Here is a 24394-nt window from a genome sequence, read left to right as displayed (position 1 = left end):
TCGTGTTCGGTCGGGAGCGCGTCGAGTACAAGACGCCCGAGCAGGTCGCGCTCATGCGGCGTGCGGGCCTCGTCGTCGCGGACGCGCTCGACGCGGTGCGGGCGGCCCTCGCGCCGGGCGTGACGACCGCCCGGCTCGACGCGGTCGCGGAGGACGTCATCACGTCCGCCGGCGCGACCCCGTCGTTCCTCGGGTACCACGGGTACCCGGCGTCGCTGTGCATCTCCGTCAACGACGAGATCGTGCACGGCATCCCCGGGGCGCGCGTGCTGCAGCCCGGTGACGTCGTGTCCGTGGACTGCGGCGCGGTCGTCGACGGTTGGCACGGCGACTCCGCCTTCTCCGTCGTGCTCGACCCGGCCGACCCGCAGGACCTCGAGCTCGTACGCACCACCGAGGACGCCATGTGGGCCGGTATCGCCGCCCTGGCCACGAGCGACCGGCTCGGCGCCGTCGGCGAGGCCGTCGAGGATGTCGTGGAGGCCGCCGCCGCCCGCACGGGAGGGACGCCGCTCGGCATCGTCGAGGACTACGTCGGTCACGGCATCGGCACGTCGATGCACCAGCCGCCGGACGTCCCGAACTACCGGACCCGTGATCGAGGCCTGAAGCTGCGCCCGGGCCTGTGCGTGGCGGTCGAGCCGATGCTCGTGCGCGGGGACCAGGCGAACCACACGCTCGCCGACGACTGGACCGTCGTCACCGACGACGGGTCCCGTGCCGCGCACTGGGAGCACACGGTGGCCGTCCTCGAGGGCGGGGTCGTCGTGCTCACGGCACGCGACGGCGGTGCGGCGCGGCTGCGCGGGCTCGGCGTCGAGGTCGCGTCCCTCTGACGGCTCGCGCTGCGGGCCGTCGGGCGCGGGCGCCCGGTCCGACCCGTGACGCAGGACGCCCGCCGAGCGGTACCGAGCATGCCCCGGATGCCGTATGATCGTTCGTTGGTTGTGTGCGCCGTTCGTTCGGCGACCAGTCACCCCATGATCGCACCGCACGATCTCGTGCGGATCCGCCACGTCCTCGGACGGGCAGGGTGGTGGCACGACCACCGGCAGGGCAAGTCGAGCACGACAGTTAGCGGAGGACATGGCCAAGAAGGACGGCGTCATCGAGATCGAGGGCAGCGTTGTCGAAGCGCTGCCCAACGCGATGTTCCGCGTGGAGCTCGCGAACGGCCACAAGGTGCTCGCCCACATCTCGGGCAAGATGCGCCAGCACTACATCCGGATCCTCCCCGAGGACCGGGTGGTCGTCGAGCTCAGCCCGTACGACCTGTCCCGCGGGCGCATCGTCTACCGCTACAAGTAACCACCACCATCGAGACGCCGTCGGTCGGGCCCTGGGCCCGGTGTGCGGCGGCGGAGGAACGAACGCGATGAAGGTCAAGCCGAGCGTCAAGAAGATCTGCGACAAGTGCAAGGTGATCCGCCGGCACGGTCGCGTCCAGGTGATCTGCGAGAACCTGCGCCACAAGCAGCGCCAGGGCTGAGCAGCCGGCACCACCCGCCCCACGGCAGGGGCAGCAAGCGCACCGCCACTCCGTGACACCGCCCCCGGGCGTGCGTCACGGCGAACCCCCAGCTCGGAGGCTGGGGCCCGCAGATCCGCGGGAGGACGGTGCGGCAGACCTCCGAGCGCAGTACAGGAGTCACCGGCACATGGCACGTCTCATCGGTGTCGACCTTCCCCGCGACAAGCGGGTCGAGGTCGCCCTCACGTACATCTTCGGGGTCGGGCGCACGCGTGCGCACCAGGCCCTGGCCGCCACGGGCATCAGCCCCGACGTCCGGGTCAAGGACCTGGACGACGCCCAGCTCGTCGCTCTCCGCGACTTCCTCGACGGCAGCTTCAAGCTCGAGGGTGACCTCCGCCGCGAGATCGCCGCCGACATCCGCCGCAAGGTCGAGATCGGCTCCTACGAGGGTCTGCGTCACCGCCGCGGCCTCCCGGTGCGTGGTCAGCGCACCAAGACCAACGCGCGTACCCGCAAGGGCCCCAAGCGCACCGTCGCCGGCAAGAAGAAGGCCGGGCGCAAGTGACGTCGCGGGCCGGTCGCGCCTGCCGCTGACCGCCCGCCCGTCGGCCCACCGACCCGCAGACCCCGAGAGAAGAAGACATGCCTCCCAAGTCCCGTACCGCCGTGCGCAAGCCGCGCCGCAAGGAGAAGAAGAACGTCTCCCACGGCCAGGCGCACATCAAGAGCACGTTCAACAACACCATCGTGTCCATCACCGACCCGTCCGGCGCCGTGATCGCCTGGGCGTCGTCGGGCCAGGTGGGCTTCAAGGGCTCGCGCAAGTCGACGCCGTTCGCCGCGCAGCTCGCCGCCGAGGCCGCCGCGCGTCGTGCCCAGGAGCACGGCATGCGCAAGGTCGACGTCTTCGTCAAGGGCCCCGGCTCGGGCCGTGAGACGGCGATCCGCTCGCTGCAGGCCACCGGCCTCGAGGTCGGCTCGATCCAGGACGTGACGCCGCAGGCCCACAACGGCTGCCGTCCGCCCAAGCGTCGCCGCGTCTGACCCGCGTCGGGCCGGGACGGTGCCCCGTGGTACCCGTCCCGGCTCTCGCACGTCCGCCGCGCACACGACCGTCACCTCCCGGTGCGGTCCGCGCGGCGGGACGTCGGACCACCCAGCACTCTCGCCCAGACCTGCGGACCGAGGCACGTCCGGGCACGTAGTACCTGCGACAGCGTCATATGGCGGACGCTCGCGGAGAGGAAACACACCGTGCTGATCGCACAGCGTCCCACCCTGACCGAAGAGGTCATCTCGGAGCACCGTTCGCGGTTCTCCATCGAGCCCCTCGAGCCGGGCTTCGGCTACACCCTCGGCAACTCCCTGCGCCGGACGCTCCTGTCCTCGATCCCCGGCGCCGCTGTGACGTCGATCCGGATCGACGGTGTGCTGCACGAGTTCTCCACGATCCCCGGGGTCAAGGAGGACGTCACCGAGATCATCCTCAACATCAAGAACCTCGTCGTCTCCTCGGAGAACGACGAGCCGGTCGTGATGTACCTGCGCAAGCAGGGCGCGGGTGAGGTCACCGGTGCGGACATCGTCCCGCCCGCCGGCGTCGAGGTGCACAACCCCGAGCTGCACCTGGCCACGCTGAACGAGAAGGGCAAGCTCGAGATCGAGCTGACCGTCGAGCGCGGCCGTGGCTACGTGTCGGCCAACCAGAACAAGTCGTTCGACGCCGAGATCGGGCGCATCCCGATCGACTCGATCTACTCGCCGGTCCTCAAGGTCACCTACAAGGTCGAGGCGACCCGTGTCGAGCAGCGCACCGACTTCGACAAGCTCATCGTCGACGTCGAGTCGAAGCCGGCGATCAGCCCGCGCGACGCGCTCGCGTCCGCCGGCCGCACGCTGGTCGAGCTGTTCGGTCTGGCGCGTGAGCTCAACGTCGAGGCCGAGGGCATCGAGATCGGCCCGTCGCCGACCGACGCCGCGCTGGCCGCGGACCTGGCGCTGCCGATCGAGGACCTGCAGCTGACGATCCGCTCGTACAACTGCCTCAAGCGCGAGGGGATCCACTCGGTGGGCGAGCTCGTGGCGCGGTCCGAGGCGGACCTGCTGGACATCCGCAACTTCGGTGCGAAGTCGATCACCGAGGTCAAGGAGAAGCTGGCCGAGCTGGGCCTGACGCTCAAGGACAGCCCGCTGGACTTCGACCCCTCGGCGGCCGGTGGCTACTACGGGGACGACGAGACCGACTTCGTCGAGGACGAGCAGTACTGACGCAGGTGCTCCCGGGAGCGCGCGCTGACGCGCCGGTCACGGGACGTCGCCCTCATCGCAGAACCAAGGAGTAGAGACCATGCCCACGCCCACCAAGGGTCCCCGGCTCGGTGGTAGCCCGGCGCACGAGCGGCTCATCCTCGCGAACCTCGCGACGGCGCTGTTCGAGCACCGGCGGATCACGACCACCGAGACGAAGGCCAAGCGCCTGCGTCCGCTGGCCGAGCGCCTCATCACGTTCGCCAAGCGCGGCGACCTGCACGCGCGTCGCCGCGTGCTGACGGTCGTCAAGGACAAGGGCGTGGTCCACGCCCTGTTCACGGAGATCGCGCCGGCCGTGGCCGACCGCCAGGGCGGCTACACGCGCATCACCAAGATCGGTCCGCGCAAGGGCGACAACGCCCCCATGGCCGTCATCGAGCTCGTCCTCGAGCCGCTGTCGCCGAAGCAGGCCGTCGTCAAGGAGGCCACCAAGGCCACCGAGCGGGCCGCGAGCAAGAAGGCCGCGCCCGCCGCGGAGAAGCCGGTCGAGGACGCGCCCGTCGAGGACGCCCCCGTCGAGGACGCGCCCGCCGACAAGGCCTGACCGAGCGCGAGAAGTGGCCGGGCGTCGCCTGGCCACCGCGAGACGACGAGGCCCGCACACCGTCACGGTGTGCGGGCCTCGTGCCGTCCCGGGCGGCGGTGCCGGGTGGGTGCCGACCAGTCGCGGGCGCGTCCGCGTCAGTCACCGCGGGCGACGTGGCGGATCGCGTCGGCACGCAGCGCCTGGGCGCGGGTGCCCGTCCCCGGTGTCCCGCCGGGAGGGGTGGCCGCCGTCGCCGTGGGTCGTGCAGGCCGCCGCACCAGCTCGGCGAGCTCGTCGGTGAGGAGCTCACCGAGCAGGGGGTCGGCGGTACGGCGAGCGAGGGCGACGTTCCACGCGGCCGGCCCGACGAGGACGGCCGCGAGGCCGCCTGCCAGGTGCACGGCGTAGAGCGTCGCGTCGCCGGCGTCGACGATCGCGCTGGCCCGTGCGTCGGTGGCGACCACGGCGTCGAGCGCCGTCACGATCGACCGTGCCCCCGCCAGCAGGTGCGCCGGGGCGCCGTCGTCCGCGACGACCGCGCGCTCGACAGGATCGAGCAGCAGCGCGTGCGCGACGTCCTCGAGCGCGTCGTGCAGGCGCTCGAGGACGTGGCGGACGGGGTCGTCCATGTCGGTGGTGGTGGGGTCGGTCAGAGGTCGATGTCGTCCTCGAGCTGCTTGAGCGCGCGACGTGCGAGGGCGAGGTTGGCACGCGCACGGTCGAGCACCAGGTAGGAGAACACGCCCGTCAGGCCGGGTCGCGACGCGATGCGGATGAGGTGGTACTGGCCCGTGAGGGTGATGAGGATGTCCTCGATCGTCTCGTCGAGGCCGAGGCTCTCGATCGCACGCAGCTTGGCGCGGATGACCTCGGTGTTGACCGCGGCGGCGAGCTCGAGGTCGAAGGGCACGTTGGTCCGCGTGGCGAGGGCCATGCCGCTGCCGTAGTCGACCAGCGCGACGGCGAGCGCGCCCTCGAGCTCGAGCGTGCGGGTGAGGGCGGCGTCCGGAGTGGTCATGAGGTGTCCTTCGTCGACGAGGGTGCTGGAGGGGTGACGGGGTGGGGCGGGGCACGACAGCGGGCCGACACTCGATGGTCGCGACGCCCCGTTGAATCGGCAACTGGCGCGTTCGCCAGGTTGGCGGCGTCCTGCGCTGGTTCGCCCCACCCGTACCGGACGAGTCGGCGAGTGGTTTCACCCAGACCGCGCCGGCGATGTCACCCGTCCGCCGCGGGGGTAGCGTCGGAGCATGGCGATGTCGTCGACACCGGTGCTGCTCGTCCACGGCCTGCGCGCCTCACGCACGATGTGGCGTGCCCAGGTCGAGGCGCTCGAGCACGCCGGCCACCGCGCCCTGGCGGTCGACCTCCCGGGCCACGGCGCGCGCACGGCGGAGTCGTTCACGTGGGACGGCGCCATGCGCGCCGTGCAGGACGGTGTCGACGCGCTCGGGGGACGCGCGCTCGTCGTCGGGCTGTCGCTCGGCGGCTACGTCGCCATCGCCCACGCCGCCCGGCACCCGGAGCAGGTCGTCGAGCTCGTCGCGGCGGCGTGCTGCACCGTGCCCCGCACGGTGGTGCTGCGGGCCTGGGGGACCGCCGCCGACCAGGTCTTCGCGCGGCTGCCCGACCGCGGTGCGGCGATCAACCAGGCACTGGTCGACCGCACGCTGCCCCGCCAGAGCGCCATCGACGTCGCGGCCGGCGGGTTCGCGCTCGACGTCGTCGGCGACACCATGCGCGCCATGCGTGAGGCGACGCCCCTGGCGGACCTGGCCCGCGTCGAGGCACCGGTGTGGCTCGTCAACGGGCGCTTCGACCACTTCCGCGCCGACGAGCGACGGTTCCTCGCGGCGTGCCGCGACGGGCACCTCGTCGTCGTGCCCGGAGCGACCCACCTCGTGAGCCTCGTGCAGCCCGTGCGCTTCACGCGCGTGCTGCTCGAGGTCCTCGACGCCCCGGCCGCTCAGCGCTCGCGCTCGACCAGCTCCCACGCGCGCACGCCGCCGACGATGCCCGCCTGGTTCGGCACGACGACGACGTCGTCGCCGAGCCGCTCGAGCGTCGCGGGCGTGATGCGCCGGGAGTTGCCGCCGCCGAGGTAGAGGCGGTCCCAGTGGAAGACGGGGCGGAAGCCCTCGACGACCCTGCGGACGCGGCGCGACCACAGCCCGTCGCCGAGCCGGGCGCGCTCGTGCTCGCCGACGTACGCGTCGTACGTCGTGCCCCACCGCACGGGGGCGTGCGACAGCTCGAGGTGCGGCGCGAGCCGTCCGCCGTCGAACAGCGCGGAGCCCAGGCCCGTCCCGAGGGTCAGCACGAGCTCCAGGCCCGTCCCGGCGACGACGCCCGCGCCGTGCACCTCGGCGTCGTTGAGCACGAGCGTCGGCACACCGAGACGCGCGGTCAGCAACGCCTGCACGTCGCACCCGACCCACGCGTCGCGCAGCTCGGGCAGCACGGCGCTGCGCGGCCCGGAGCGGGTGACGTAGTGCGGTGTGGCGACGACGACGCCGTGGCGGATCATGCCCGGCACGCCGACGGTCGCGCGCTGCGCGGTGGGCAGGCGCGTCGCGATCTGCGCGATCGTCTCCGCCAGCCGGTCCGGCGGCAGCGGGTACGGCGTGGGGACGCGGACGGCGGGGGCGTGCAGGGTGCCGGCGGCGTCGAGGACGGACGCCTTGATGCCGCTGCCGCCGCAGTCGACGGCGAGGGTGGACGGCTCGGACGGGTGGGGCACCGTGCCACGGTAGCCCGGCGGCTACCGTGGGGGCCGTGGACGGCGAGGAGACACGCACCGTGCGACTGCGCCTCGACCTCGCGTACGACGGCGGCGGGTTCGCCGGCTGGGCGCGTCAGCCCGGGCTGCGCACCGTGCAGGGCGAGCTCGAGGACGCGCTCGCGACGGTGCTGCGCAGCGGACCGCGCGGTGAGCCGCGCCCGCGGGTGACCGTCGCGGGACGCACCGACGCCGGCGTGCACGCGCGCGGGCAGGTCGCGCACGTCGACGTCGTGCCGGACGCGCTCGCGGCGGCGCGCGGGCGCTCCGACCGCGCGGCTGTGGACGTCCTGGGCACGCGCCTCGCCGGGATCCTCCCGCCCGACGTCGTCGTGCACGCCGTGCGCCACGCGCCCGAGGGCTTCGACGCGCGCTTCTCGGCGCTGCGCCGCCGCTACGCGTACCGGGTGTGCGACAGCGAGGGGACACGTGACCCGTTGCGCCGCGGCTGGGTGCTGTGGCACCGGCGGGCGCTGGACGTGGCCGCGATGGACGCGGCCGCGCGCTCCCTCGTGGGTCGGCACGACTTCGCGGCGTACTGCAAGCCGCGCCCCGACGCGACGACGATCCGCACGCTCGAGGAGTTCACGTGGACGCGCCCCGTGGACGGGCCGGATGCCGGACTGGTCGTCGCGCACGTGCAGGCCGACGCGTTCTGCCACTCGATGGTCCGCGCGCTCGTCGGCGCGAGCCTCGCCGTGGGCGAGGGGCGGCGCCCGGTGACCTGGCCGCGCGACCTGCTCGACGCCCGCACCCGGCAGGGGGGTGCCACGGTCGTGGCGCCGCAGGGTCTCACGCTCGAGGACGTCGGCTACCCGTCGGACGGCGAGCTCGCGCGCCGCGCGGAGCAGACGCGCGCGCGGCGCAGCGCCCACGACGTGGACGGTGCGCCGCGCGAGTGCTGCTGAGACGTCAGCGCAGGTAGTCGTCGACCCCGCCGACGTCCTCGGCCGTCACCTCGTCGTCGTCGTCGGTGGCGGGCGCGCCGACGTAGTGGTCCTCCTCGACGAGGTGCACGGCGGCCTCCTCGGCGGACGCGGCGCCACCGGCGACCCCGGCGTCGATCGCGAACCCGTCGGTGCCGTGCGCCTCGACGGCGTCGTCGTCCGCGACGAGGCGACCGGCGCGCAGCTCGTCGCGGTGCGCGGGCGGCGCGGCGTCGACCTCCCACACCTCGGGCTCCTCCTGCGCGACGCGCTGGTCGAGCGTCTCGCCGCGGGACTCCTCCCACGCGGTCTCGCCGAAGTGCGCGACGGCGGGTCGCGGGCGGTCGGGCAGCGTGTACCCCTCGTCGAGGCTGTCGTCCACGCCGCGCTCGACCAGGGTGTCCTCACCGGGGAGCTGGTTGCTGTCGCCCTCGCTGCCGAGAGCCGGGTCGGTGCTGGTGGCTGGGGTGTTCTCGCTCATGCCCTCGAGCCAAGCACCGCTCACGACGAGCCGCCACAGCAGCGGGGCGGTCACCGACGGGTGTCGGCGTGCCGGCGCAGCGCCACGACGGTCACGTCGTCGACGACCTCGCGGTCGACCCGCACGAGCGCGAGCAGCGCGCTGACGACCTCGTCGGCCGTGCCGTCGGCGCGCAGGACGTCCTCGACGGCACCGAGGTCCTCGATCGCGCCGCCGAGGGCGTCCAGCATGCCGTCGCTCACCGCCACGAGCAGGTCCCCGGGGTGCAGCGTCACCGAACGGGACTCCCGTCCCAGGTCGGTCAGGACGCCGAGCGGCGGACCCGTCGCCGGGAGGCGCTCGACCTGCCCGGTCGCGACACGTGCGACGAACGCCAGCCCGTGCCCGGCGTCGACGTACTCGAGCCGGTGCGCCCCGGGGTCGAGCTGGGCGACGAACGCGGTCACGAAGGCACCGGTGCGGCGCAGGTCGTCGGTGATGGTCCGCTCCGCGGCCCAGACCGCGTCGCCGAGGTCGGCGTCATGCGGCCGTGCCCGCAGCGCCGTGCGGGCGGCCGCCGCGAGGATCGCCGCTCCCAATCCCTTGCCCATGACGTCGGCGAGCGCGACGGTGAGCCGGCCGTCGACCGTCTCCCAGTCGTAGAAGTCCCCGCCCACCATGCCGGCGGACAGCACCCGGGCGGCCACCTCGTACCCGGGGACGGACGGCGTGCGCTCGGGGGCGAACCGCGCCTGCACCTGGGCGGCGTGCTCGAGCTCGCGGCGCTCGGCGGTGACGTCCCGGACGACCGTGACGACCACGTCGTCGTCACCGGGGAGCGTGGTGGAGTTGAACGCGAGGATCCGGGTCTCGCCGTGGGCGTCCGCTGCGGCACGACGCAGCAGGAGGTCGCGCACCACGCCGTCCGTCAGGGCGCGACGGTAGGGCAGCTCGGCGTCGGGGAGAGGGCCGCCGTCGAGCCGCAGCAGGCCGTGCTCCCCGGTGCTGCCGACGCTGCCCGCGACGCTCCGGTCGACCCCGAGCAGCTCGGACGCGCGGGGGTTCCGCAGGATGATCCGCCCGTCGGCGTGGACGACGCTGACGCCTTCGGTCATGGTGTCGACGACGGTCGCGAGGAGGTCGGCCTGGGCCCGGGCGGCGTCCCTCGCGCGGGCGGCGTCGCGGGCGAGACGGACCCGCTCGTCGCGCGCCAGGGCGAGCGCCAGGCCGATCGTGCAGACGATGCCCACGTACAGCTGGGCGAGGACGACCTCGATCCACCCCTCGCCGACGGTGGCGAAGGGGCCGGCTCCCGCGATCGTGAACGCGACCGCGGCGACCGCGGCGACCGTGTCGTGCACCAGCACGAACCACGTCCGCATCCGTGCGCCGGCCCACACCGTGATCACCAGGAGGGGGAAGATGAGCGGCAGCTCCTGCACCCAGAACCACGCCACGTACGTCAGGGGGACGAGGCACAGCGCCGCGCTGTGCTCGATGATCCTGCCGGTCCGCAGCCGGCCCGGCCGCGGACGCGCCCGCCGTCGCGGGCTCAGCGCCAGCTCGACGAGCGCGAGTCCGACCGGCACGATCACCAGCACGCTCGCGGCGTTGCGCACGGCCCGTGGCACCACGGAGGACCAGGGCAACGACGCGCCACCGAGCTCGAGCACCACCTGGGTCGCCAGCGGCGAGGCCGTCGACGCGACGAGTGCCGCCGCCACGAGCAGCCACAGGTCCTCGACGTGCCGCAGCGCGCGCAGCCCGCGCCCGGCCCGCAGCGTGGCGGACCGCTCGAGGAGTGCCAGCGAGACCACGGCCTGGACGACCTGGCCGGCGGCGAGCGCGCACCCCTCGAGCACCGTGCCCCCCGTGACGAGGACGGCGACGACGCTCAGCACGGCCACGGCGGCCAGGTCGACCCACCGCCGGCGCCCGCCGGAGCGCGCCAGCGCCCACAGCACCAGCACGCCCGCCGCCGGCCAGAGCAGGCTGATGCGGTCGGCCTGGAAGAGTCGGCCCAGGACCGCCGCGACGGCGAAGACCGCGGCGTAGGCGGCCGTCACCCGCCACGCGACGTCCGGTCCCGGACGGGTGGTCCCCGGGGCGCGCGCGGACGCCAGGCTCATGTGCCCTGCCGCAGCCGTCGTACCAGCAGCCACCGGTTGGGGTCACCGGGGTCGTACCGCAGCTCGTCGAGCGCGCTGCGGGCCAGCGGGAGGCCGCGCCCGTGCTCCTGCATCGCGTCCGGCAGGGGGCGGTGCAGGTCGACGTCGGCCGGGGTCCCGTTGTCCCGCAGCTCCGCCTCGAGCCGGTCGCCCGGCCACAGCCGCACCGTCACGACGGCGTCGAACATCGTGCTGCCCTCGCCGGTCTGCACGATGTTGCCGATGATCTCGACGAGCGCCGTCTCGAACAGGATGAGGTCCCGGGGCGGGACGCCCGTCACCGAGCGCAGCGGGTCGAGGGCCTCCTGGAGGCGTTCGATGTCGACCGGCGCGACGCAGCGCGTCACGACGATCTCGGCCGGTTCAGGCGCCGCGGAGTGCATCGTCCACCGCTGCGTAGGGCCGCAGCACCTTGTCCATGGTGGTGAGCTCGAGCACCGTGCGGACCTGCTCGCAGGGCGCCGCGATCCGCAGGTCGCCGCTCGCGGCGCGAGCGGCGCGCAGACCGCCGACGAGCGCACCGAGCCCCGAGGAGTCCATGAAGGGCACCTCGGCGAGGTCGACCACCACCAGGGGGTGCCCCGTGTCCACCGCCCGGTCGACGGTGGTGCGCAGCTGCGCCGCCCCGAGCATCGTGAGCCGTCCCGTGACGCGCAGGACCGCCGCCCCGGGGTCGCGCAGCTCCAGATCGACCTCCATCACCCTTCTCCTTCCGTGGTGGCGCGGTACCCGCGGTACCGCAGGGCCTGGACCACGACGCTCAGCACGACGAGGTCGTAGACCACCCAGCAGACGTTGACGAGCGTCCCGCTCCACGCGGACAGCCCCAGCCCTGCGCGCACGAGCCCGACGGGGACCGCGGCCGCCAGGACGGTCATGGCGACGAGCTGCGGGAGCACGCGCCGCCACGCGACGTCGGTCGAGCGGCCGTCCTTGCGGGTCACGGCGAACTCGAGGGGGCGGCCGAACCACACGTTGGCCGCGGCGGTGAGCGTCGCGCGGATCCACACCGGGAACAGGGCGAGCGCGTACTGCTGCCCGCGCCAGGTGGTCAGCCCACGGGCCACGACGACGAAGAGCAGCTGGCTCGCCACGAGGAAGGGGATGAACCGCGCGAAGAAGTCCACGCTCCACGCGGTCACGGGCTTGACGCCGAAGCAGAGGAAGAGCACGGGCGCCACGAGGTAGACGACCGCCGCGAACCCGGCGAAGTAGCTCCACATCGTGGCCGAGTACATGAGCCGCTGACCGAGCCGCAGGCCACGGACCTGCCACGGGTTGCGCCGCAGCATCGTCTGGACGGTGCCCTGGGCCCAGCGCAGCCGCTGGGTGAGCATGGTCGGCAGGTCCTCCGGCGCCAGACCGTGCGCGAGCGTCTCGTGGTGGTAGACGGTGCGCCAGCCGAGGGCGTGCAGGCTCATCGCCGTGGCCATGTCCTCGGTCACGGACACCGTGGCCACCGGCTGCAGCGGCTGCGCCTCGTCGACGCGGTCGACGTCGACGGTGCGCAGCAGGTCGCGCACCGACTCCAGGGCGCCGAGCGGCGACCAGTCCCGTGCCGCCAGTCGCGTGAGGACGGAGTCGTCGAGGGCGAGCGTCTCGTCGTCGCCGCGCAGCTCGGCGATCTGGCGCAGGTCCTCCCGCATCGCCTCGACGTCCGCGCTGACGAGCGTGCCCGAGGTGGCGTCGACCTGGCGCTGGAAGTCGTACGTCACCGGTCCCAGGGGCTCGCCCGCGTCGAGCCGGTCCAGCGCACGGCCGGCCCCGTCGCGCACGGCGGTCAGTGCCGCTGCGACCGGTGCGTCGGCGCTCCGGGCGGCCCGTGCGAGGACGGTGCGGGACGTCCGCAAGGCGCGTCGCACGGCCTGCCGTGACGCCTCGACGTACCCGACGAGGCCGAGGTGCATGAGGGCGTCGCGCCGCAGGACCGCGTTCGAGCCGCAGAAGAACGCGCCGTTCCAGCCGTCCTTGCCCTGCATGATCGGACCGTAGAAGAGGGGCGCCTGGCTGCCGAGCGGGTCGGACACGGGCACGTTGTCGAACACCTGCGGGGTCTGCACGATCGCCACCTGCGGGTCGGTGAAGTAGCCGACCGTGCGGTCGAGGATGGTGGGCTCCGGGACCTGGTCCGCGTCCAGCACGAGGATCAGCTCGCCGTCGGTCGCCATGAGCGCGTTGTTGAGGTTGCCGGCCTTGGCGTGGCGTGGCCGCCCGGCCCACTCCCGCGACCGCACGAGGTAGCCGATCCGGGCCGCGAGGGCGGCGTCGCGCAGCGCGGGCCGGGCGCCGTCGTCGAGGATCCACGTGCGGTGGGGGTACCTGATGCGCTGCGCGGCCAGCGCGGTGCGCATGACGAGGTCGATCGGCTCGTCGTACGTCGTGATGAAGACGTCGACGGTGGTGCCGGGCTCGGGGGGCGGCGGTTCGCCGCGGGTGCGCGCGCGCCACATGGTGATCCCGAACAGGCTCACGTCGACGAGCGAGTACGTCTCCGCGAGGACCAGCGGCACCGCGATCCACCACGCGGACAGGTTGAGCGACGCGAACCAGCGCCACAGGACGTACGACCACCCGAGCGCGAGCGTCATCACGACGAGCGTGCGGATGACGAGCAGACGACTCACAGGACCCCCTTCCGTCGACGTTATCCGCCGCCCGGCGCGATCGCGCGGCCCGTGGGCGTGCCGGGCGCGGCTTCACCCGCCCCGCGGTGTGGTCCGGGCCTGGCCTGGCCCCGGCAGGAATCCTCTGGTCGGGCAGCACCGGGTCGGGGACACTCGGCGCATGGGTCATCTCGACGTCGGCGGCGTCGGCTTCACCCTCCCCGACGGCCGTCCTCTCCTGCGGGACGTCACGTTCCGGGTGGGCGACGGCGCGCGTGTCGCGCTCGTCGGGCCCAACGGCGTCGGCAAGTCGACCCTCCTGCGGATCGTCACGGGCGACACCCCGGCGCACGCGGGGTCGGTGCAGCGCAGCGGCGGGCTCGGCGTCATGCGCCAGGACGTGGGGCGGATCCATGACGAGCGCAGCGTCCGCGACCTGCTGGCGGACCTCGCGCCGCCCGCCGTGCGCGCGGCGGCCGCGGAGCTGACGGCCGCCGAGCTGGGGATGATGGAGGTCGACGACGAGCCGACGCAGATGCGGTACGCGCAGGCGCTCGCGGACTGGGCCGACGTCGGCGGGTACGAGGCCGAGGCCGGCTGGGACCGGGTGACCGAGGCGGTGCTGTCGCTGCCGTTCGAGCGCGCGCAGCACCGCTACGTGCGCACGTTGTCCGGCGGCGAGCAGAAGCGCCTGGTGCTCGAGGCGCTGCTGCGCGGCCCGGACGAGGTGCTCCTCCTCGACGAGCCGGACAACGCGCTCGACGTGCCCACCAAGCGGTGGCTCGAGGACCGGCTCATCGGCAGCGGCCGGACCGTGCTGTTCGTCAGCCACGACCGCGAGCTGCTGGCACGCGTCGCCACCCACGTCGCGACGCTCGAGCCGACCCCCGGCGGGGCGCGGGTGTGGGTGCACGGCGGCGGGTTCGCCACCTACGCGCAGGCGCGCGCGGACCGGCGCGCGCGTCACGAGGAGCTGCTGCGCCGCTGGGAGGAGGAGCACGTCCAGCTGCGCGAGCTCGTCGCGACGCTCAAGCAGAAGGCCACGTTCAACGACGGCATGTCGTCGCGCTACCAGGCGGCTCAGACGCGGCTGCGGAAGTTCGAGGCGGCGGGCCCGCCCGCGGTGGTCGGGCGCGAGCAGCACGTGAAGGTCCGGCTGCGCGGCGGCCGGACGGCCAAGCGCGCGGTGGTGGCGACCGACCTGGAGCTCACGGGTCTGATGAAGCCGTTCGACCTCGAGGTCTGGTACGGCGAACGGGTGGCGGTGCTCGGCTCGAACGGCTCGGGGAAGTCGCACTTCCTGCGGCTGCTGGCGGCCGGCGGGTCCGACCCGGAGCACGCGCCCGCGGGGGACGTGCCGGTGGCGCCCGTGACGCACACCGGGTCCGTGGTGCTGGGTTCGCGCGTGCGGCCCGGGTGGTTCGCGCAGAACCACACGCACCCCGAGCTCGTCGGGCGCACGCTGCTGGAGATCCTGCACCGCGGCGACGGTCAGCGACCGGGGCTCGGGCGCGAGGCGGCGAGCCGTGCGCTCGACCGGTACGAGCTCGTCGGTGCGGCGGAGCAGCCGTACGAGACGCTCTCGGGCGGTCAGCAGGCGCGCCTGCAGATCCTCCTGCTGGAGCTCGGCGGGGCGACCCTGCTGCTGCTCGACGAGCCGACCGACAACCTCGACCTGCACTCCGCGGAGGCGCTCGAGGTCGGCCTCGCGGCGTTCGACGGGGCGGTCCTGGCCGTGACGCACGACCGGTGGTTCACCCGCACGTTCGACCGCTTCCTGGTGTTCGGGGCCGACGGGTCGGTCGTCGAGACGCCGGAGCCCGTGTGGGACGCGGGGCGCGTGCAGCGCGTACGGTGAGTGCGGCCGCGGGGATCGTGAGGTCGCCCGCGAGACCCTGGTCACGTGTTTTGCCTGCCGGTGCGGCGCCGGGTACTCTGGTGCGTCGTTGTGCGTCCCCTGTCGCGCACCGGTGGCTTCTCACCACCGGGTGCCGATGGCCGTCCTGGTGCGATCCCACTCGCCGGGCGGGATGCTCCGGCAGCCATCCTCGGTCGGCGCCCCCGTGCGCCCGACCATGACACGCATCACGAGACAGAGGCACCCGTGCGCACGTACACCCCGAAGCCCGGCGACGTCGAGCGGAACTGGTACGTCATCGACGCGACCGACGTCGTGCTCGGCCGCCTGGCCAGCCACGTGGCCACGCTGCTGCGCGGCAAGCACAAGGCGACCTTCGCTCCCCACGTCGACGGCGGCGACTTCGTCATCGTCATCAACGCGGAGAAGGTCGCGCTCACCGGCAACAAGCGCGAGACCAAGCTCGCCTACCGCCACTCCGGCTACCCGGGTGGTCTGCGGGCGACCCGCTACGCCGACCTCCTCGAGAAGCACCCCGAGCGGGCCATCGAGAAGGCCGTCCGCGGCATGCTGCCCCACACGACCCTCGGTCGTGGACAGCTCAGCAAGCTCAAGGTCTACCGCGGTGCGGAGCACCCGCACGCGGCCCAGCAGCCGAAGCCGTTCGAGCTCACCCAGGTGGCGCAGTAAGCCCCCGGCTGCTGCGGCGAAGAAACCCAGAACGCGAGGATCCCGTGGCTCAGACCACCGTCGAGACCGACTACGAGGGCGACGACACGCCCACCAGCTACACCTCCGAGACCGCTGCGCCGACCGGCCGTGGCCAGTCGCTGACGGCCCCGGGCCAGGCGCTCGGCCGTCGCAAGGAGGCGGTCGCCCGCGTCCGCCTGGTGCCCGGCACCGGCCAGTGGAAGATCAACGGCCGCACCCTCGAGGACTACTTCCCGAACAAGGTGCACCAGCAGCTCGTCAACTCCCCGCTGAAGCTCGTGGACGTCGAGGGTCGCTTCGACGTCGTCGCGCGCATCACGGGTGGTGGCGTCTCCGGCCAGGCCGGCGCGCTGCGCCTGGGCATCGCCCGCGCGCTCAACGCGATCGATGCCGAGAACAACCGCCCGGCGCTCAAGAAGGCCGGCTTCCTCACGCGTGACGCCCGCGTCGTCGAGCGCAAGAAGGCGGGTCTCAAGAAGGCCCGCAAGGCGCCGCAGTACTCGAAGCGCTGACCCAGCGCTGCGGCCCGATGGCCTCGGCGGTCGACAGACCGCCGGGGCCATCGGCATGCCGGGCCACGGGCGCTCGCCGTACCGCAGTGTCGGCCCGCCCGCGTCGTGCCGCGGTGTCGCCGCGCCGACGTGCCGCCCTCGGCAGATGATCACAGGACAGGGCCGGCCCGGCGTCCCGGAGGGGGGCGGTGCGGGGCCGGCGGGACGAAGGAGTCGCAGGATGGGTCGACTGTTCGGGACCGACGGGGTGCGCGGCCTGGCGAACCGGGACGTCACGGCGGAGGTCGCGCTCGACGTGTCCGTCGCCGCGGCGCACGTGCTGGCCTCACGGGGCGACTTCGCGGGGCACCGCCCGCGTGCGATCGTCGGACGCGATCCGCGCGCGTCGGGCGAGTTCCTGTCGGCGGCCGTGGCCGCGGGCCTCGCGTCCGCGGGTGTGGACGTCGACAACGTCGGGGTGCTGCCGACGCCCGCCGTCGCCTACCTCACCGCGGCACGCGGCGTCGACATCGGCGTCGTGCTGTCCGCGTCGCACAACCCCATGCCGGACAACGGCATCAAGTTCCTCGCCCGCGGCGGCCAGAAGCTCGACGACGACGTCGAGGCGGCCATCGAGGCACGGCTCGGCGAGGACTGGGAGCGACCACTCGGCGCCGACGTCGGACGCATCCGCACGGACGTGGCCCTGGCCGGCCAGCAGTACGTCGACCACCTCGTCGGCACGATCGGCACGCGGCTCGAGGGCTTGCGCATCGTCGTGGACTGCGCGAACGGCGCGGCCAGCGAGGTCGGGCCCGTGGCGCTGCGCGAGGCCGGGGCGGACGTCGTCGTCATCAACGCGTCGCCCGACGGGCGCAACATCAACGAGGCGTGCGGCTCGACGCACCCCGAGCAGCTCCAGGCCGCGGTCGTCGCGGCGCGCGCCGACCTCGGCGTCGCGCTCGACGGGGACGCGGACCGTTGCCTCGCGGTCGACGCGAGCGGCAGCCTCGTCGACGGTGACCAGATCATGGGCGTGCTCGCCGTCGCGCTGCACGAGCGCGGTGAGCTGCCGCACAAGACGCTCGTGACGACCGTGATGAGCAACCTCGGCCTGCGTCTGGCGATGCGCGACGCGGGCATCGCCACCGTCGAGACGGGCGTCGGCGACCGCTACGTGCTCGAGGCGATGCGCGCCGGCGGGTACGGCCTGGGCGGCGAGCAGTCCGGCCACATCATCATGTCCGAGCACGCGACGACCGGTGACGGCCTGCTCACGGCGCTGCACCTCGCGGCGCGCGTCGTGGAGACCGGTCGCCCGCTCGCCGAGCTCGCGGGGATCGTGCGCCGACTGCCGCAGATCCTCGTCAACGTGCCGGGGGTCGACCGCACCCGCACGGACGACCCGGTCCTGGTGGAGGCCGTCGCGGCCGCGGAGGCCGGGCTCGGGGAGACCGGACGCGTGCTGCTGCGTCCCTCCGGCACCGAGCCGCTCGTGCGCGTCATGGTCGAGGCCGCGACGCAGGACGAGGCCGACCGGGTCGCGCAGGGCCTGGCCGACGTCGTGCGGGAGCGCCTCGCGCTGTAGGGCCGCAGCACCCGGGCCGGGGGTCCGGGGCGTCCGGGAGGAGACACGATGACCGACGTCGACCAGGTCGTGCAGGACCTCGTGCGCCGCACGCTCGACGCGGCGCGCGCCGCGGGGCCCGACGCGGTCGCGCCCATCGTGCAGGCCGGGCACCCGGTGCTGCGCGCGATGGCGCGACCGTACGACGGGCAGGTCGACGACGCCGAGCTCACCGAGCTCCTGGCGCTCCTGCACCGCACGATGCGGGCCGCCCCGGGGGTCGGGCTCGCGGCCCCGCAGATCGGGCTGCCGCTCGCGCTCGCGGTGGTCGAGGACCCCGGAACGGGCGACGGCGAGGCGGCGCGGGTGCGCGAGCGTCCCGTGCTGCCCTACCGCGTCCTCGTCAACCCGACGTACGCGCCGGCCGGGGACGAGCTGGTGGCGTTCTACGAGGGCTGCCTGAGCGTCGAGGGGTACCAGGCGGTCGTGCCCCGGCAGCGCGCGGTGCACCTCACGGGCCTCGACGAGACGGGAGCGACGCTCGACGAGGTCGTCACGGGCTGGCCTGCGCGGATCGTCCAGCACGAGACGGACCATCTGCACGGCACGCTGTACCTCGACCGCGCGCTGACCCGTTCGCTGTCCGCGACGGACGCCTGGGGGGCACACTGGGGTGCGGAGCCGGTCCCGCGCGAGGCGGCGCGGGCGCTCGGCTTCGACCTGCCGCGCACGGCACGAGGAGGTGCCGGGGAGGAGGCGTGATGCGGCCGTTCCTGTTCCTGGGCGTCCGCCCGGAGGACGCTCCCGCGGACGACGAGTACGCGGCGATGCTGCGCTGCACGGGCCTGGACGAGGCGATGCTGCACCGTGTGCGGCTCGAGGCGCGTCCGCTCGGGGACGTCGACCTCGACCCCTGGTCGGGCGTCATCCTGGGCGGCGGGCCGTTCTGCGTGAGCGACCCCGAGGACGCCAAGTCGGCCGTGCAGCGCCGTGTCGAGGCGGACCTGTCGCGGCTCCTCGACGCCGTGGTCCCGGCGGACGTCCCGTTCTTCGGCGCCTGCTACGGGATCGGCACGCTCGGTCGGCACCAGGGGGGCGTGGTCGACCGCGCCCACCCGGAGCCCGTCGGTGCCGTCACCGTCGAGCTGACGGCAGCAGGGCGGGCCGATCCCGTCCTGGGGGTGGCACCGCCGCGCTTCGACGTGTTCGTGGGGCACAAGGAGGGGCTGAGCGCGCTGCCCCCCGGCGCGGTGCTGCTGGCGAGCTCCGCGACGGCCCCGGTGCAGGCGTTCCGGGTCGGGCGTCACGTCTATGCGACGCAGTTCCACCCCGAGCTCGACGCCGACGGCCTCGCGACGCGCGTCGAGGCGTACCGGTACGCCGGCTACTTCGCGCCCGACGAGGCGGCGCAGGTCGTGGCGGACGCGCGCGGCAGCGGCGTGCGCACGGTGCCCGCGGTGCTGCGCGCGTTCGTCGAGCGGTACCTCCACCCCCGGGGGGAGTCCGGCCCTGCCGCGCCCGTCCTGAGGGACGAGATCCGCTCCGCTCAGGGCTGATTCGGGGGAATACCCCATGTGCACGGGCGTGCTGCGCACCTAACGTGGGTCACGTCGGCCTCCTGCGGTGGTGGGCGCGACGAGGGGAGGGCACGTGCTCGAGCAGTGGGCACTCGATCTCGCGGCGTCGCCGTGGGTCTTCGCGGCGCTGTTCGGGTTCGCGACGGTCGACGGGTTCTTCCCTCCCGTCCCCAGCGAGTCCCTCGTCATCGCGCTCGCGTCGTTGTCGACCTCGACCGGCAGCCCGGTGCTGTGGGCCGTGGTCGTCGTCGCGGCCCTCGGGGCCTTCACGGGTGACCAGGTCGCCTTCCAGATCGGCCGCGCGGTGCGCATCCGCGAGCTGCGCGGGTTCCGCGGCCGGCGCGGTCAGGCCCTGCTCGACTGGGCGGAGCGCGCGCTTCGCGACCGCGGGGCGGCGTTCATCATCGCGGCGCGCTACATCCCGGTCGGTCGGGTCGCGGTCAACATGACGGCGGGCGCGCTGGGCTTCTCCCGGCGCCGGTTCGTCGGGCTGACCGCTGTCGCCGCGGTGACGTGGGCGTGCTACTCGACGCTCATCGGCATCGGGACCGGCACCGTCCTGGGGCACTCGCCGGTCGTCGGCGTGGTCGCCGGGGTGGTCGGCGGGTTCGTCATCGGGCTGGTCGTCGACTGGGTGCTGCGACGTTGGTTGCGGATCGAGGCGCCGGCCGCGCCCGGCGCGCCCGCGGCCGAGGCGCAGCCGGTCCTGGTGCCGGGTGTCCGGGTCGCCGCCGACGAGGGAGAGGCCCCGGCGGCCTGACCGCACTGTCGGAGGTCACGATGACCTCACGAAACCCACCGTGTGACAACGATCCGGTATCGACCTGGTGCACGGGGGCGCCGGCGCGTGCGGCGCGACCTACGCTCGCACCAGGGTGACGTGGACGTCGCCCTCCCCGCCGACCGCGAGGCCTCCGCGTGCAGCGGGGGTCCGTCGGGCGTGCGCGCGGGGACGGGACGGTGGAGGTCGACGTGCGGGCAGCGGCGGGACGTGCGGCGGTGGCGCTCGCCGTGCTCGCGCTCGCCGGCTGCGGCCAGACCGTCGCGGCGCAGCCCGTGCGCACGGCCGAGGTCCGCACGGACGCGACGTGCCTCGACGCCGACGTCCTCGACGCGCTCGGCCTCACGCTCGACCGGTCGCTGAGCGCCGACGCACCCGACGTGACCGCCACCCGGGGTCTGCCGCCCGGCGACTTCGTCGCCGAGGCCGCCCTCGTGTGCGACCGCGGTGAGACCCTGCGCGACTCCTCGGGGCGGTGGTGGGCCGTCACCGCCACCCGGCTCGAGGGAGACCTCGACCCGGTCGTCGACCTCGTGACCCGCACGCCGGCCCCGGGGGTCTGCGAGCCCGGAGTCGTGCCGCAGGTCTGGCTCGTCGACGCGTGGGGCGAGGCCGTGCTGCTGCCGCGCGAGGCCGCGTGCGGCAGCGAGGGCGTCGCGGCGGCGCTCGGCGGGCTCGACGTCGTCCACCGCACGGAGCACCCCGTCGAGCTCGTGCAGCCGGTCACCGTGCCGCCCCTCGCGCAGGAGACCACGCCCACCACGCCCTGACGGCGGCGGCCCGCGGCTCAGATCTTGCGCAGGCGGACGCGCTGCACGGAGTGGTCCGGCCCCTTGGTCAGCACGAGCGTCGCGCGGCTGCGCGTCGGGAGGATGTTCTCCTCGAGGTTCGGGGCGTTGATGGTGTCCCAGATGCTCTCGGCACGGGCGACCGCCTCGTCGTCCGACAGCGACGCGTACCGGTGGAAGTACGACTCGGACCGTGCGAACGCGGTCTGACGCAGCGACAGGAAGCGGTCGACGTACCACTGCTTGACGTCGGAGGTCCGTGCGTCCACGTAGATCGAGAAGTCGAAGAAGTCGCTCAGGGCGAGGTTCGAGGTGCCCTCGAGCGTCGGTCGCGCCGGCTGCAGCACGTTGAGGCCCTCGACGATGAGCACGTCGGGCTGGCGCACCACGACGTGCGCACCCGGGACGATGTCGTACGTCAGGTGGTCGTACACCGGGACCGTGACCTCGCGCCGGCCCGCCTTGACCTTCGACACGAAGCGCAGCAGCGCACGCCGGTCGTACGACTCGGGGAAGCCCTTGCGCTGCAGCAGGCCGCGACGCTCGAGCTCGGCGTTGGGGTGCAGGAACCCGTCGGTCGTCACGAGCTCGACGTGCGGTGTCGCCGGCCAGCGGGCCATCAGCTCGCGCAGCAGGCGCGCGGTCGTCGACTTGCCGACCGCGACCGACCCGGCCACGCCGATGACGAAGGGCGTACGCCCGACGTCCTCCCGCAGGAACGTGCTCGTCGCGTGGTGCAGACCGCGCGTCGCCTGGATGTACAGGTCGAGCAGGCGGGACAGCGGGCGGTAGATCGCGTCGACCTCGGCGAGGTCGATCGGGTCGCCGAGGCCGCGCAGCCGCGCCACGTCCGCATCGGTGAGCGGCAGCGGTGTCGAGGCGGACAACCGGGTCCACGCCTCGCGGTCGAGGTCGACGTAGGGCGTGGCGGGGACCAGGGACGGCACCGCACGATTCTCGCGCACCGCGCGGTGTGCGGCGTCACGACGGGCCGCGGCGTTCCCCGGCGTCCCGACGGTTAGGATCGCGAGCATGTGCGGAATCGTCGGGTACGTGGGCAGCGCGGGTCCGAGCGGGCGTCCTCTGGACGTCGTGCTCGAGGGTCTGCGGCGGTTGGAGTACCGCGGGTACGACTCGGCCGGTGTCGCGCTGGTGGTCCCCGGTGGGGAGCTCGCGACCGCCAAGAAGGCCGGCAAGCTCGCCAACCTCGTCGAGGAGGTCGCGGCCCACCCGCTGCCGAGCGCGACGGCCGCGATCGGCCACACGCGCTGGGCGACGCACGGCGGCCCGACCGACGCGAACGCGCACCCGCACGTCGCGGGCCGCGTCGCGGTCATCCACAACGGCATCGTGGAGAACTTCGCGCCGCTGAAGGCCGAGCTCGTGGCCGCTGGCGCCGAGTTCCTCTCCGAGACGGACACCGAGGTCGTCGCGCACCTCGTGGCCCGCGCGTACGACGAGTCGAAGGACCTCGCGGCTGCGCTCGCGTCCGTCTCGCGTCGCCTCGAGGGCACGTTCACGCTCCTCGCCGTGCACGCGGACGCGCCGGACACGGTCGTGGGCGCGCGCCACGACTCGCCGCTCGTCGTCGGCCTGGGGGACGGCGAGAACTTCCTCGGGTCGGACGTCGCGGCGTTCATCGGCTCGACGCGCGAGGCGCTCGAGCTGGGCCAGGACCAGGTCGTGACGATCACGCCGACCTCGGTCACGGTCACCGACCTCGAGGGCACGCCGGTCGCGGCGAAGCCGTTCACGGTCGACTGGGACACCGCCGCCGCCGAGAAGGGCGGCTTCCGCTCCTTCATGGAGAAGGAGATCCACGACCAGCCGCACGCCGTCTCCGACACGCTGCTGGGCCGGCTCGACCTGTCGGGCAGGCTCGTGCTCGACGAGATGCGCATCGACGAGGCCGTGCTGCGCGCCGTCGACAAGATCGTCGTCGTCGCCTGCGGCACCGCGGCGTACGCCGGGCACGTCGCCAAGTACGCCATCGAGCACTGGTGTCGCATCCCGGTGGAGGTCGAGCTCGCCCACGAGTTCCGCTACCGCGACCCCGTCGTCGACGAGCGCACGCTGGTGGTGGCCGTCTCGCAGTCGGGCGAGACGATGGACACCCTCATGGCGGTGCGCCACGCCCGCGAGCAGGGCGCCACGACACTGGCGATCGTCAACACCCACGGTTCGACGATCCCGCGGGAGGCCGACGCCGTGCTGTACACGCACGCCGGTCCCGAGATCGCGGTGGCCTCGACCAAGGCGTTCCTGTCGCAGCTCACCGCCGCCTACCTGCTGGGCCTGTACCTCGCGCAGCTGCGGGGCAACAAGTTCCCCGACGAGATCGCCGCGACGCTCGACCAGCTGCGCGAGATCCCCGACAAGATCCAGGAGGTGCTCGACCGTGCCGGGCGCGTCCGGGAGATCGCGCGGTGGATGGCGGACACGCCGTCCGTGCTCTTCCTGGGCCGGCACGTCGGGTTCCCGGTGGCTCTCGAGGGCGCGCTCAAGCTCAAGGAGCTCGCGTACATCCACGCCGAGGGCTTCGCGGCCGGCGAGCTCAAGCACGGCCCGATCGCGCTGATCGAGCCGGGGCAGCCGGTGTTCGTCATCGTCCCGTCGCCGCGCGGCCGTGACTCGCTGCACTCCAAGGTCGTGTCGAACATCCAGGAGATCCGTGCGCGCGGCGCGCGCACGCTCGTGGTCGCCGAGGTCGGGGACGAGGCCGTGGTGCCGTACGCCGACGAGGTGTTCTTCGTGCCGCAGACGGCCACGCTGCTCGCGCCCCTGCTGGCCGTCGTGCCGCTGCAGATCTTCGCCTCCGAGCTCGCGCACGCCAAGGGTCTGGACGTCGACCAGCCGCGCAACCTCGCGAAGTCCGTCACGGTCGAGTGACGCGCCGGTCCGCCGGCGGGCCGCACGCGCTCGCGGGCGGTACCGCGTGATCGTCGGCGTCGGCATCGACGTCGTCGACGTCGCCCGCTTCATGGCGACGATCGAGCGCGTGCCCGCGCTGCGCACGCGGCTGTTCACGCCCGACGAGCGCGACCTGCCCGACGCGTCGCTCGCGGCGCGGTTCGCCGCGAAGGAGGCGATCGCCAAGGCTCTGGGTGCACCGCCGGGGATGAGCTGGCAGGACGCGACCGTGCGCCGGGTGGTCGGTGCGCAGCCCGTGGTCGAGATGACCGGCACCGTGCTCGCGCGCGCCCGCGAGCTCGGCGTCGACCGGTTCCACCTGTCGATCTCGCACGACGCGGGGATCGCGTCGGCCATGGTGGTCGCCGAGCGCGACTGACCGCGGGGCCGGATCGACGTCTCACCGGTGGTGGGTGGTGCGTGGGAGCGGTCCGGCACCGTCGGTGGGGCCGGACCACTCCCACG

General features: G+C 73.8%; 27 protein-coding genes and 1 pseudogene. 19 read left to right on the top strand and 9 right to left on the bottom strand.

Annotated features, from left to right (window positions below; genetic code table 11):
* Positions 1-2 precede the first annotated feature (2 nt).
* The 7 genes from map (at position 3) to rplQ (ending at position 4328) form a co-directional block, all read left to right on the top strand.
* Positions 3-836 (top strand): type I methionyl aminopeptidase, encoded by an 834-nt coding sequence (map, locus tag CFLA_RS13285; RefSeq protein WP_013117850.1) that lies wholly within the window; start codon positions 3-5, stop codon positions 834-836.
* A 250-nt stretch (positions 837-1086) separates the two neighbouring features.
* Positions 1087-1308, top strand: a complete 222-nt coding sequence (gene infA / locus CFLA_RS13280; RefSeq protein WP_012867920.1) for a translation initiation factor IF-1 — start codon at positions 1087-1089, stop codon at positions 1306-1308.
* A 67-nt stretch (positions 1309-1375) separates the two neighbouring features.
* Complete coding sequence (gene rpmJ / locus CFLA_RS13275) at positions 1376-1489, top strand: 50S ribosomal protein L36 (protein ID WP_013117849.1); 114 nt, start codon at positions 1376-1378, stop codon at positions 1487-1489.
* A gap of 169 nt (positions 1490-1658) precedes the next feature.
* Entirely contained in the window at positions 1659-2039 is a 381-nt protein-coding gene (gene rpsM / locus CFLA_RS13270) for a 30S ribosomal protein S13 (protein WP_013117848.1), read from the top strand.
* A gap of 77 nt (positions 2040-2116) precedes the next feature.
* On the top strand, positions 2117-2518 hold the full coding sequence (gene rpsK, locus CFLA_RS13265) for a 30S ribosomal protein S11 (RefSeq protein ID WP_013117847.1): 402 nt from the start codon (positions 2117-2119) through the stop codon (positions 2516-2518).
* A gap of 210 nt (positions 2519-2728) precedes the next feature.
* Positions 2729-3742: a DNA-directed RNA polymerase subunit alpha gene (locus CFLA_RS13260; protein WP_013117846.1), complete on the top strand. Its 1014-nt coding sequence runs from the start codon at positions 2729-2731 to the stop codon at positions 3740-3742.
* A gap of 79 nt (positions 3743-3821) precedes the next feature.
* Complete coding sequence (rplQ, locus tag CFLA_RS13255; protein ID WP_013117845.1) at positions 3822-4328, top strand: 50S ribosomal protein L17; 507 nt, start codon at positions 3822-3824, stop codon at positions 4326-4328.
* 137 nt (positions 4329-4465) lie between these two features.
* Here rplQ and CFLA_RS13250 read toward each other — a convergent pair whose 3' ends face one another.
* Both CFLA_RS13250 and CFLA_RS13245 read right to left on the bottom strand, forming a co-directional pair.
* Positions 4466-4939, bottom strand: a complete 474-nt coding sequence (locus CFLA_RS13250; RefSeq protein WP_013117844.1) for a hypothetical protein — start codon at positions 4937-4939, stop codon at positions 4466-4468.
* Between the two features lie 20 nt (positions 4940-4959).
* Complete coding sequence (locus CFLA_RS13245; RefSeq protein ID WP_013117843.1) at positions 4960-5328, bottom strand: hypothetical protein; 369 nt, start codon at positions 5326-5328, stop codon at positions 4960-4962.
* Positions 5329-5560: 232 nt separating this feature from the next.
* Between CFLA_RS13245 and CFLA_RS20955 the strand changes: the two are divergent.
* A pseudogene (locus tag CFLA_RS20955) lies at positions 5561-6226 on the top strand (alpha/beta fold hydrolase); the annotation flags it as partial.
* A 50-nt stretch (positions 6227-6276) separates the two neighbouring features.
* Here the strand turns inward: CFLA_RS20955 and CFLA_RS13235 are convergent.
* Entirely contained in the window at positions 6277-7050 is a 774-nt protein-coding gene (locus tag CFLA_RS13235; RefSeq protein WP_013117842.1) for an ROK family protein, read from the bottom strand.
* Positions 7051-7076: 26 nt separating this feature from the next.
* Here CFLA_RS13235 and truA point away from each other — a divergent pair, with 26 nt between their 5' ends.
* The gene (gene truA / locus CFLA_RS13230; RefSeq protein ID WP_013117841.1) at positions 7077-7997 is read left to right on the top strand and encodes a tRNA pseudouridine(38-40) synthase TruA; all 921 of its coding nucleotides are present in this window, start codon (positions 7077-7079) and stop codon (positions 7995-7997) included.
* A gap of 4 nt (positions 7998-8001) precedes the next feature.
* Here the strand turns inward: truA and CFLA_RS13225 are convergent, their stop codons facing one another.
* From CFLA_RS13225 to CFLA_RS13205, 5 genes are read right to left on the bottom strand one after another with little or no spacing between them, the layout of a single operon-like run.
* Complete coding sequence (locus CFLA_RS13225) at positions 8002-8496, bottom strand: DUF5709 domain-containing protein (RefSeq protein ID WP_043600822.1); 495 nt, start codon at positions 8494-8496, stop codon at positions 8002-8004.
* A 50-nt stretch (positions 8497-8546) separates the two neighbouring features.
* The gene (locus tag CFLA_RS13220) at positions 8547-10604 is read right to left on the bottom strand and encodes a SpoIIE family protein phosphatase (protein ID WP_013117839.1); all 2058 of its coding nucleotides are present in this window, start codon (positions 10602-10604) and stop codon (positions 8547-8549) included.
* Positions 10601-11026 (bottom strand): ATP-binding protein, encoded by a 426-nt coding sequence (locus tag CFLA_RS13215; protein WP_013117838.1) that lies wholly within the window; start codon positions 11024-11026, stop codon positions 10601-10603. The genes CFLA_RS13220 and CFLA_RS13215 overlap by 4 nt, the downstream gene beginning before the upstream one ends.
* Complete coding sequence (locus tag CFLA_RS13210) at positions 11007-11342, bottom strand: STAS domain-containing protein (protein ID WP_013117837.1); 336 nt, start codon at positions 11340-11342, stop codon at positions 11007-11009. The genes CFLA_RS13215 and CFLA_RS13210 overlap by 20 nt, the downstream gene beginning before the upstream one ends.
* The gene (locus CFLA_RS13205; RefSeq protein ID WP_013117836.1) at positions 11342-13267 is read right to left on the bottom strand and encodes a glycosyltransferase family 2 protein; all 1926 of its coding nucleotides are present in this window, start codon (positions 13265-13267) and stop codon (positions 11342-11344) included. Before CFLA_RS13205 ends, CFLA_RS13210 begins: the two co-directional genes overlap by 1 nt.
* Before the next feature lie 160 nt (positions 13268-13427).
* Between CFLA_RS13205 and CFLA_RS13200 the strand changes: the two genes are divergently transcribed.
* The 8 genes from CFLA_RS13200 (at position 13428) to CFLA_RS13165 (ending at position 21001) form a co-directional block, all read left to right on the top strand.
* Complete coding sequence (locus CFLA_RS13200) at positions 13428-15104, top strand: ABC-F family ATP-binding cassette domain-containing protein (protein ID WP_013117835.1); 1677 nt, start codon at positions 13428-13430, stop codon at positions 15102-15104.
* Between the two features lie 246 nt (positions 15105-15350).
* Positions 15351-15794, top strand: coding sequence for a 50S ribosomal protein L13 (gene rplM, locus CFLA_RS13195; protein WP_013117834.1), 444 nt, complete (start codon positions 15351-15353; stop codon positions 15792-15794).
* A 44-nt stretch (positions 15795-15838) separates the two neighbouring features.
* Positions 15839-16327: a 30S ribosomal protein S9 gene (rpsI, locus tag CFLA_RS13190; RefSeq protein ID WP_013117833.1), complete on the top strand. Its 489-nt coding sequence runs from the start codon at positions 15839-15841 to the stop codon at positions 16325-16327.
* A 220-nt stretch (positions 16328-16547) separates the two neighbouring features.
* Positions 16548-17894, top strand: a complete 1347-nt coding sequence (glmM, locus tag CFLA_RS13185; RefSeq protein WP_013117832.1) for a phosphoglucosamine mutase — start codon at positions 16548-16550, stop codon at positions 17892-17894.
* A 48-nt stretch (positions 17895-17942) separates the two neighbouring features.
* Positions 17943-18635 (top strand): peptide deformylase, encoded by a 693-nt coding sequence (locus CFLA_RS13180; protein WP_013117831.1) that lies wholly within the window; start codon positions 17943-17945, stop codon positions 18633-18635.
* A complete protein-coding gene (locus CFLA_RS13175; RefSeq protein ID WP_013117830.1) occupies positions 18635-19429 on the top strand; it encodes a glutamine amidotransferase in 795 nt (264 codons plus the stop codon). The genes CFLA_RS13180 and CFLA_RS13175 overlap by 1 nt, the downstream gene beginning before the upstream one ends.
* A 94-nt stretch (positions 19430-19523) precedes the next feature.
* Positions 19524-20210 (top strand): DedA family protein, encoded by a 687-nt coding sequence (locus CFLA_RS13170; protein ID WP_013117829.1) that lies wholly within the window; start codon positions 19524-19526, stop codon positions 20208-20210.
* 200 nt (positions 20211-20410) lie between these two features.
* A complete protein-coding gene (locus CFLA_RS13165) occupies positions 20411-21001 on the top strand; it encodes a hypothetical protein (protein ID WP_148234365.1) in 591 nt (196 codons plus the stop codon).
* A 17-nt stretch (positions 21002-21018) separates the two neighbouring features.
* Here the strand turns inward: CFLA_RS13165 and coaA are convergent, their stop codons facing one another.
* Entirely contained in the window at positions 21019-21966 is a 948-nt protein-coding gene (gene coaA, locus CFLA_RS13160) for a type I pantothenate kinase (protein WP_013117827.1), read from the bottom strand.
* Positions 21967-22051: 85 nt separating this feature from the next.
* Here coaA and glmS point away from each other — a divergent pair, with 85 nt between their 5' ends.
* Positions 22052-23908 (top strand): glutamine--fructose-6-phosphate transaminase (isomerizing), encoded by a 1857-nt coding sequence (gene glmS / locus CFLA_RS13155; protein ID WP_013117826.1) that lies wholly within the window; start codon positions 22052-22054, stop codon positions 23906-23908.
* Between the two features lie 46 nt (positions 23909-23954).
* Positions 23955-24308, top strand: coding sequence for a holo-ACP synthase (locus CFLA_RS13150; RefSeq protein WP_013117825.1), 354 nt, complete (start codon positions 23955-23957; stop codon positions 24306-24308).
* Positions 24309-24394: the final 86 nt, after the last annotated feature.

It is taken from the genome of Cellulomonas flavigena DSM 20109 (assembly GCF_000092865.1).
GTDB lineage: Bacteria > Actinomycetota > Actinomycetes > Actinomycetales > Cellulomonadaceae > Cellulomonas > Cellulomonas flavigena.
The sequence above is the reverse complement of the archived record's forward strand: the minus strand, read 5'-3'. Positions and strand labels throughout refer to the sequence as shown.

What these genes read in the sequence shown, in the direction of transcription:
- CFLA_RS13245 (WP_013117843.1), bottom strand. Translation starts at nt 5,328, where the DNA reads ATGACCACTCCGGACGCCGCCCTCACCCGCACGCTCGAGCTCGAGGGC.
- CFLA_RS13250 (WP_013117844.1), bottom strand. Translation starts at nt 4,939, where the DNA reads ATGGACGACCCCGTCCGCCACGTCCTCGAGCGCCTGCACGACGCGCTC.
- glmS (WP_013117826.1), top strand. Translation starts at nt 22,052, where the DNA reads ATGTGCGGAATCGTCGGGTACGTGGGCAGCGCGGGTCCGAGCGGGCGT.
- CFLA_RS13225 (WP_043600822.1), bottom strand. Translation starts at nt 8,496, where the DNA reads ATGAGCGAGAACACCCCAGCCACCAGCACCGACCCGGCTCTCGGCAGC.
- rplQ (WP_013117845.1), top strand. Translation starts at nt 3,822, where the DNA reads ATGCCCACGCCCACCAAGGGTCCCCGGCTCGGTGGTAGCCCGGCGCAC.
- CFLA_RS13200 (WP_013117835.1), top strand. Translation starts at nt 13,428, where the DNA reads ATGGGTCATCTCGACGTCGGCGGCGTCGGCTTCACCCTCCCCGACGGC.
- CFLA_RS13215 (WP_013117838.1), bottom strand. Translation starts at nt 11,026, where the DNA reads ATGCACTCCGCGGCGCCTGAACCGGCCGAGATCGTCGTGACGCGCTGC.
- CFLA_RS13175 (WP_013117830.1), top strand. Translation starts at nt 18,635, where the DNA reads ATGCGGCCGTTCCTGTTCCTGGGCGTCCGCCCGGAGGACGCTCCCGCG.
- rpsK (WP_013117847.1), top strand. Translation starts at nt 2,117, where the DNA reads ATGCCTCCCAAGTCCCGTACCGCCGTGCGCAAGCCGCGCCGCAAGGAG.
- infA (WP_012867920.1), top strand. Translation starts at nt 1,087, where the DNA reads ATGGCCAAGAAGGACGGCGTCATCGAGATCGAGGGCAGCGTTGTCGAA.
- rpmJ (WP_013117849.1), top strand. Translation starts at nt 1,376, where the DNA reads ATGAAGGTCAAGCCGAGCGTCAAGAAGATCTGCGACAAGTGCAAGGTG.
- CFLA_RS13180 (WP_013117831.1), top strand. Translation starts at nt 17,943, where the DNA reads ATGACCGACGTCGACCAGGTCGTGCAGGACCTCGTGCGCCGCACGCTC.
- CFLA_RS13220 (WP_013117839.1), bottom strand. Translation starts at nt 10,604, where the DNA reads ATGAGCCTGGCGTCCGCGCGCGCCCCGGGGACCACCCGTCCGGGACCG.
- CFLA_RS13210 (WP_013117837.1), bottom strand. Translation starts at nt 11,342, where the DNA reads ATGGAGGTCGATCTGGAGCTGCGCGACCCCGGGGCGGCGGTCCTGCGC.
- glmM (WP_013117832.1), top strand. Translation starts at nt 16,548, where the DNA reads ATGGGTCGACTGTTCGGGACCGACGGGGTGCGCGGCCTGGCGAACCGG.
- rpsM (WP_013117848.1), top strand. Translation starts at nt 1,659, where the DNA reads ATGGCACGTCTCATCGGTGTCGACCTTCCCCGCGACAAGCGGGTCGAG.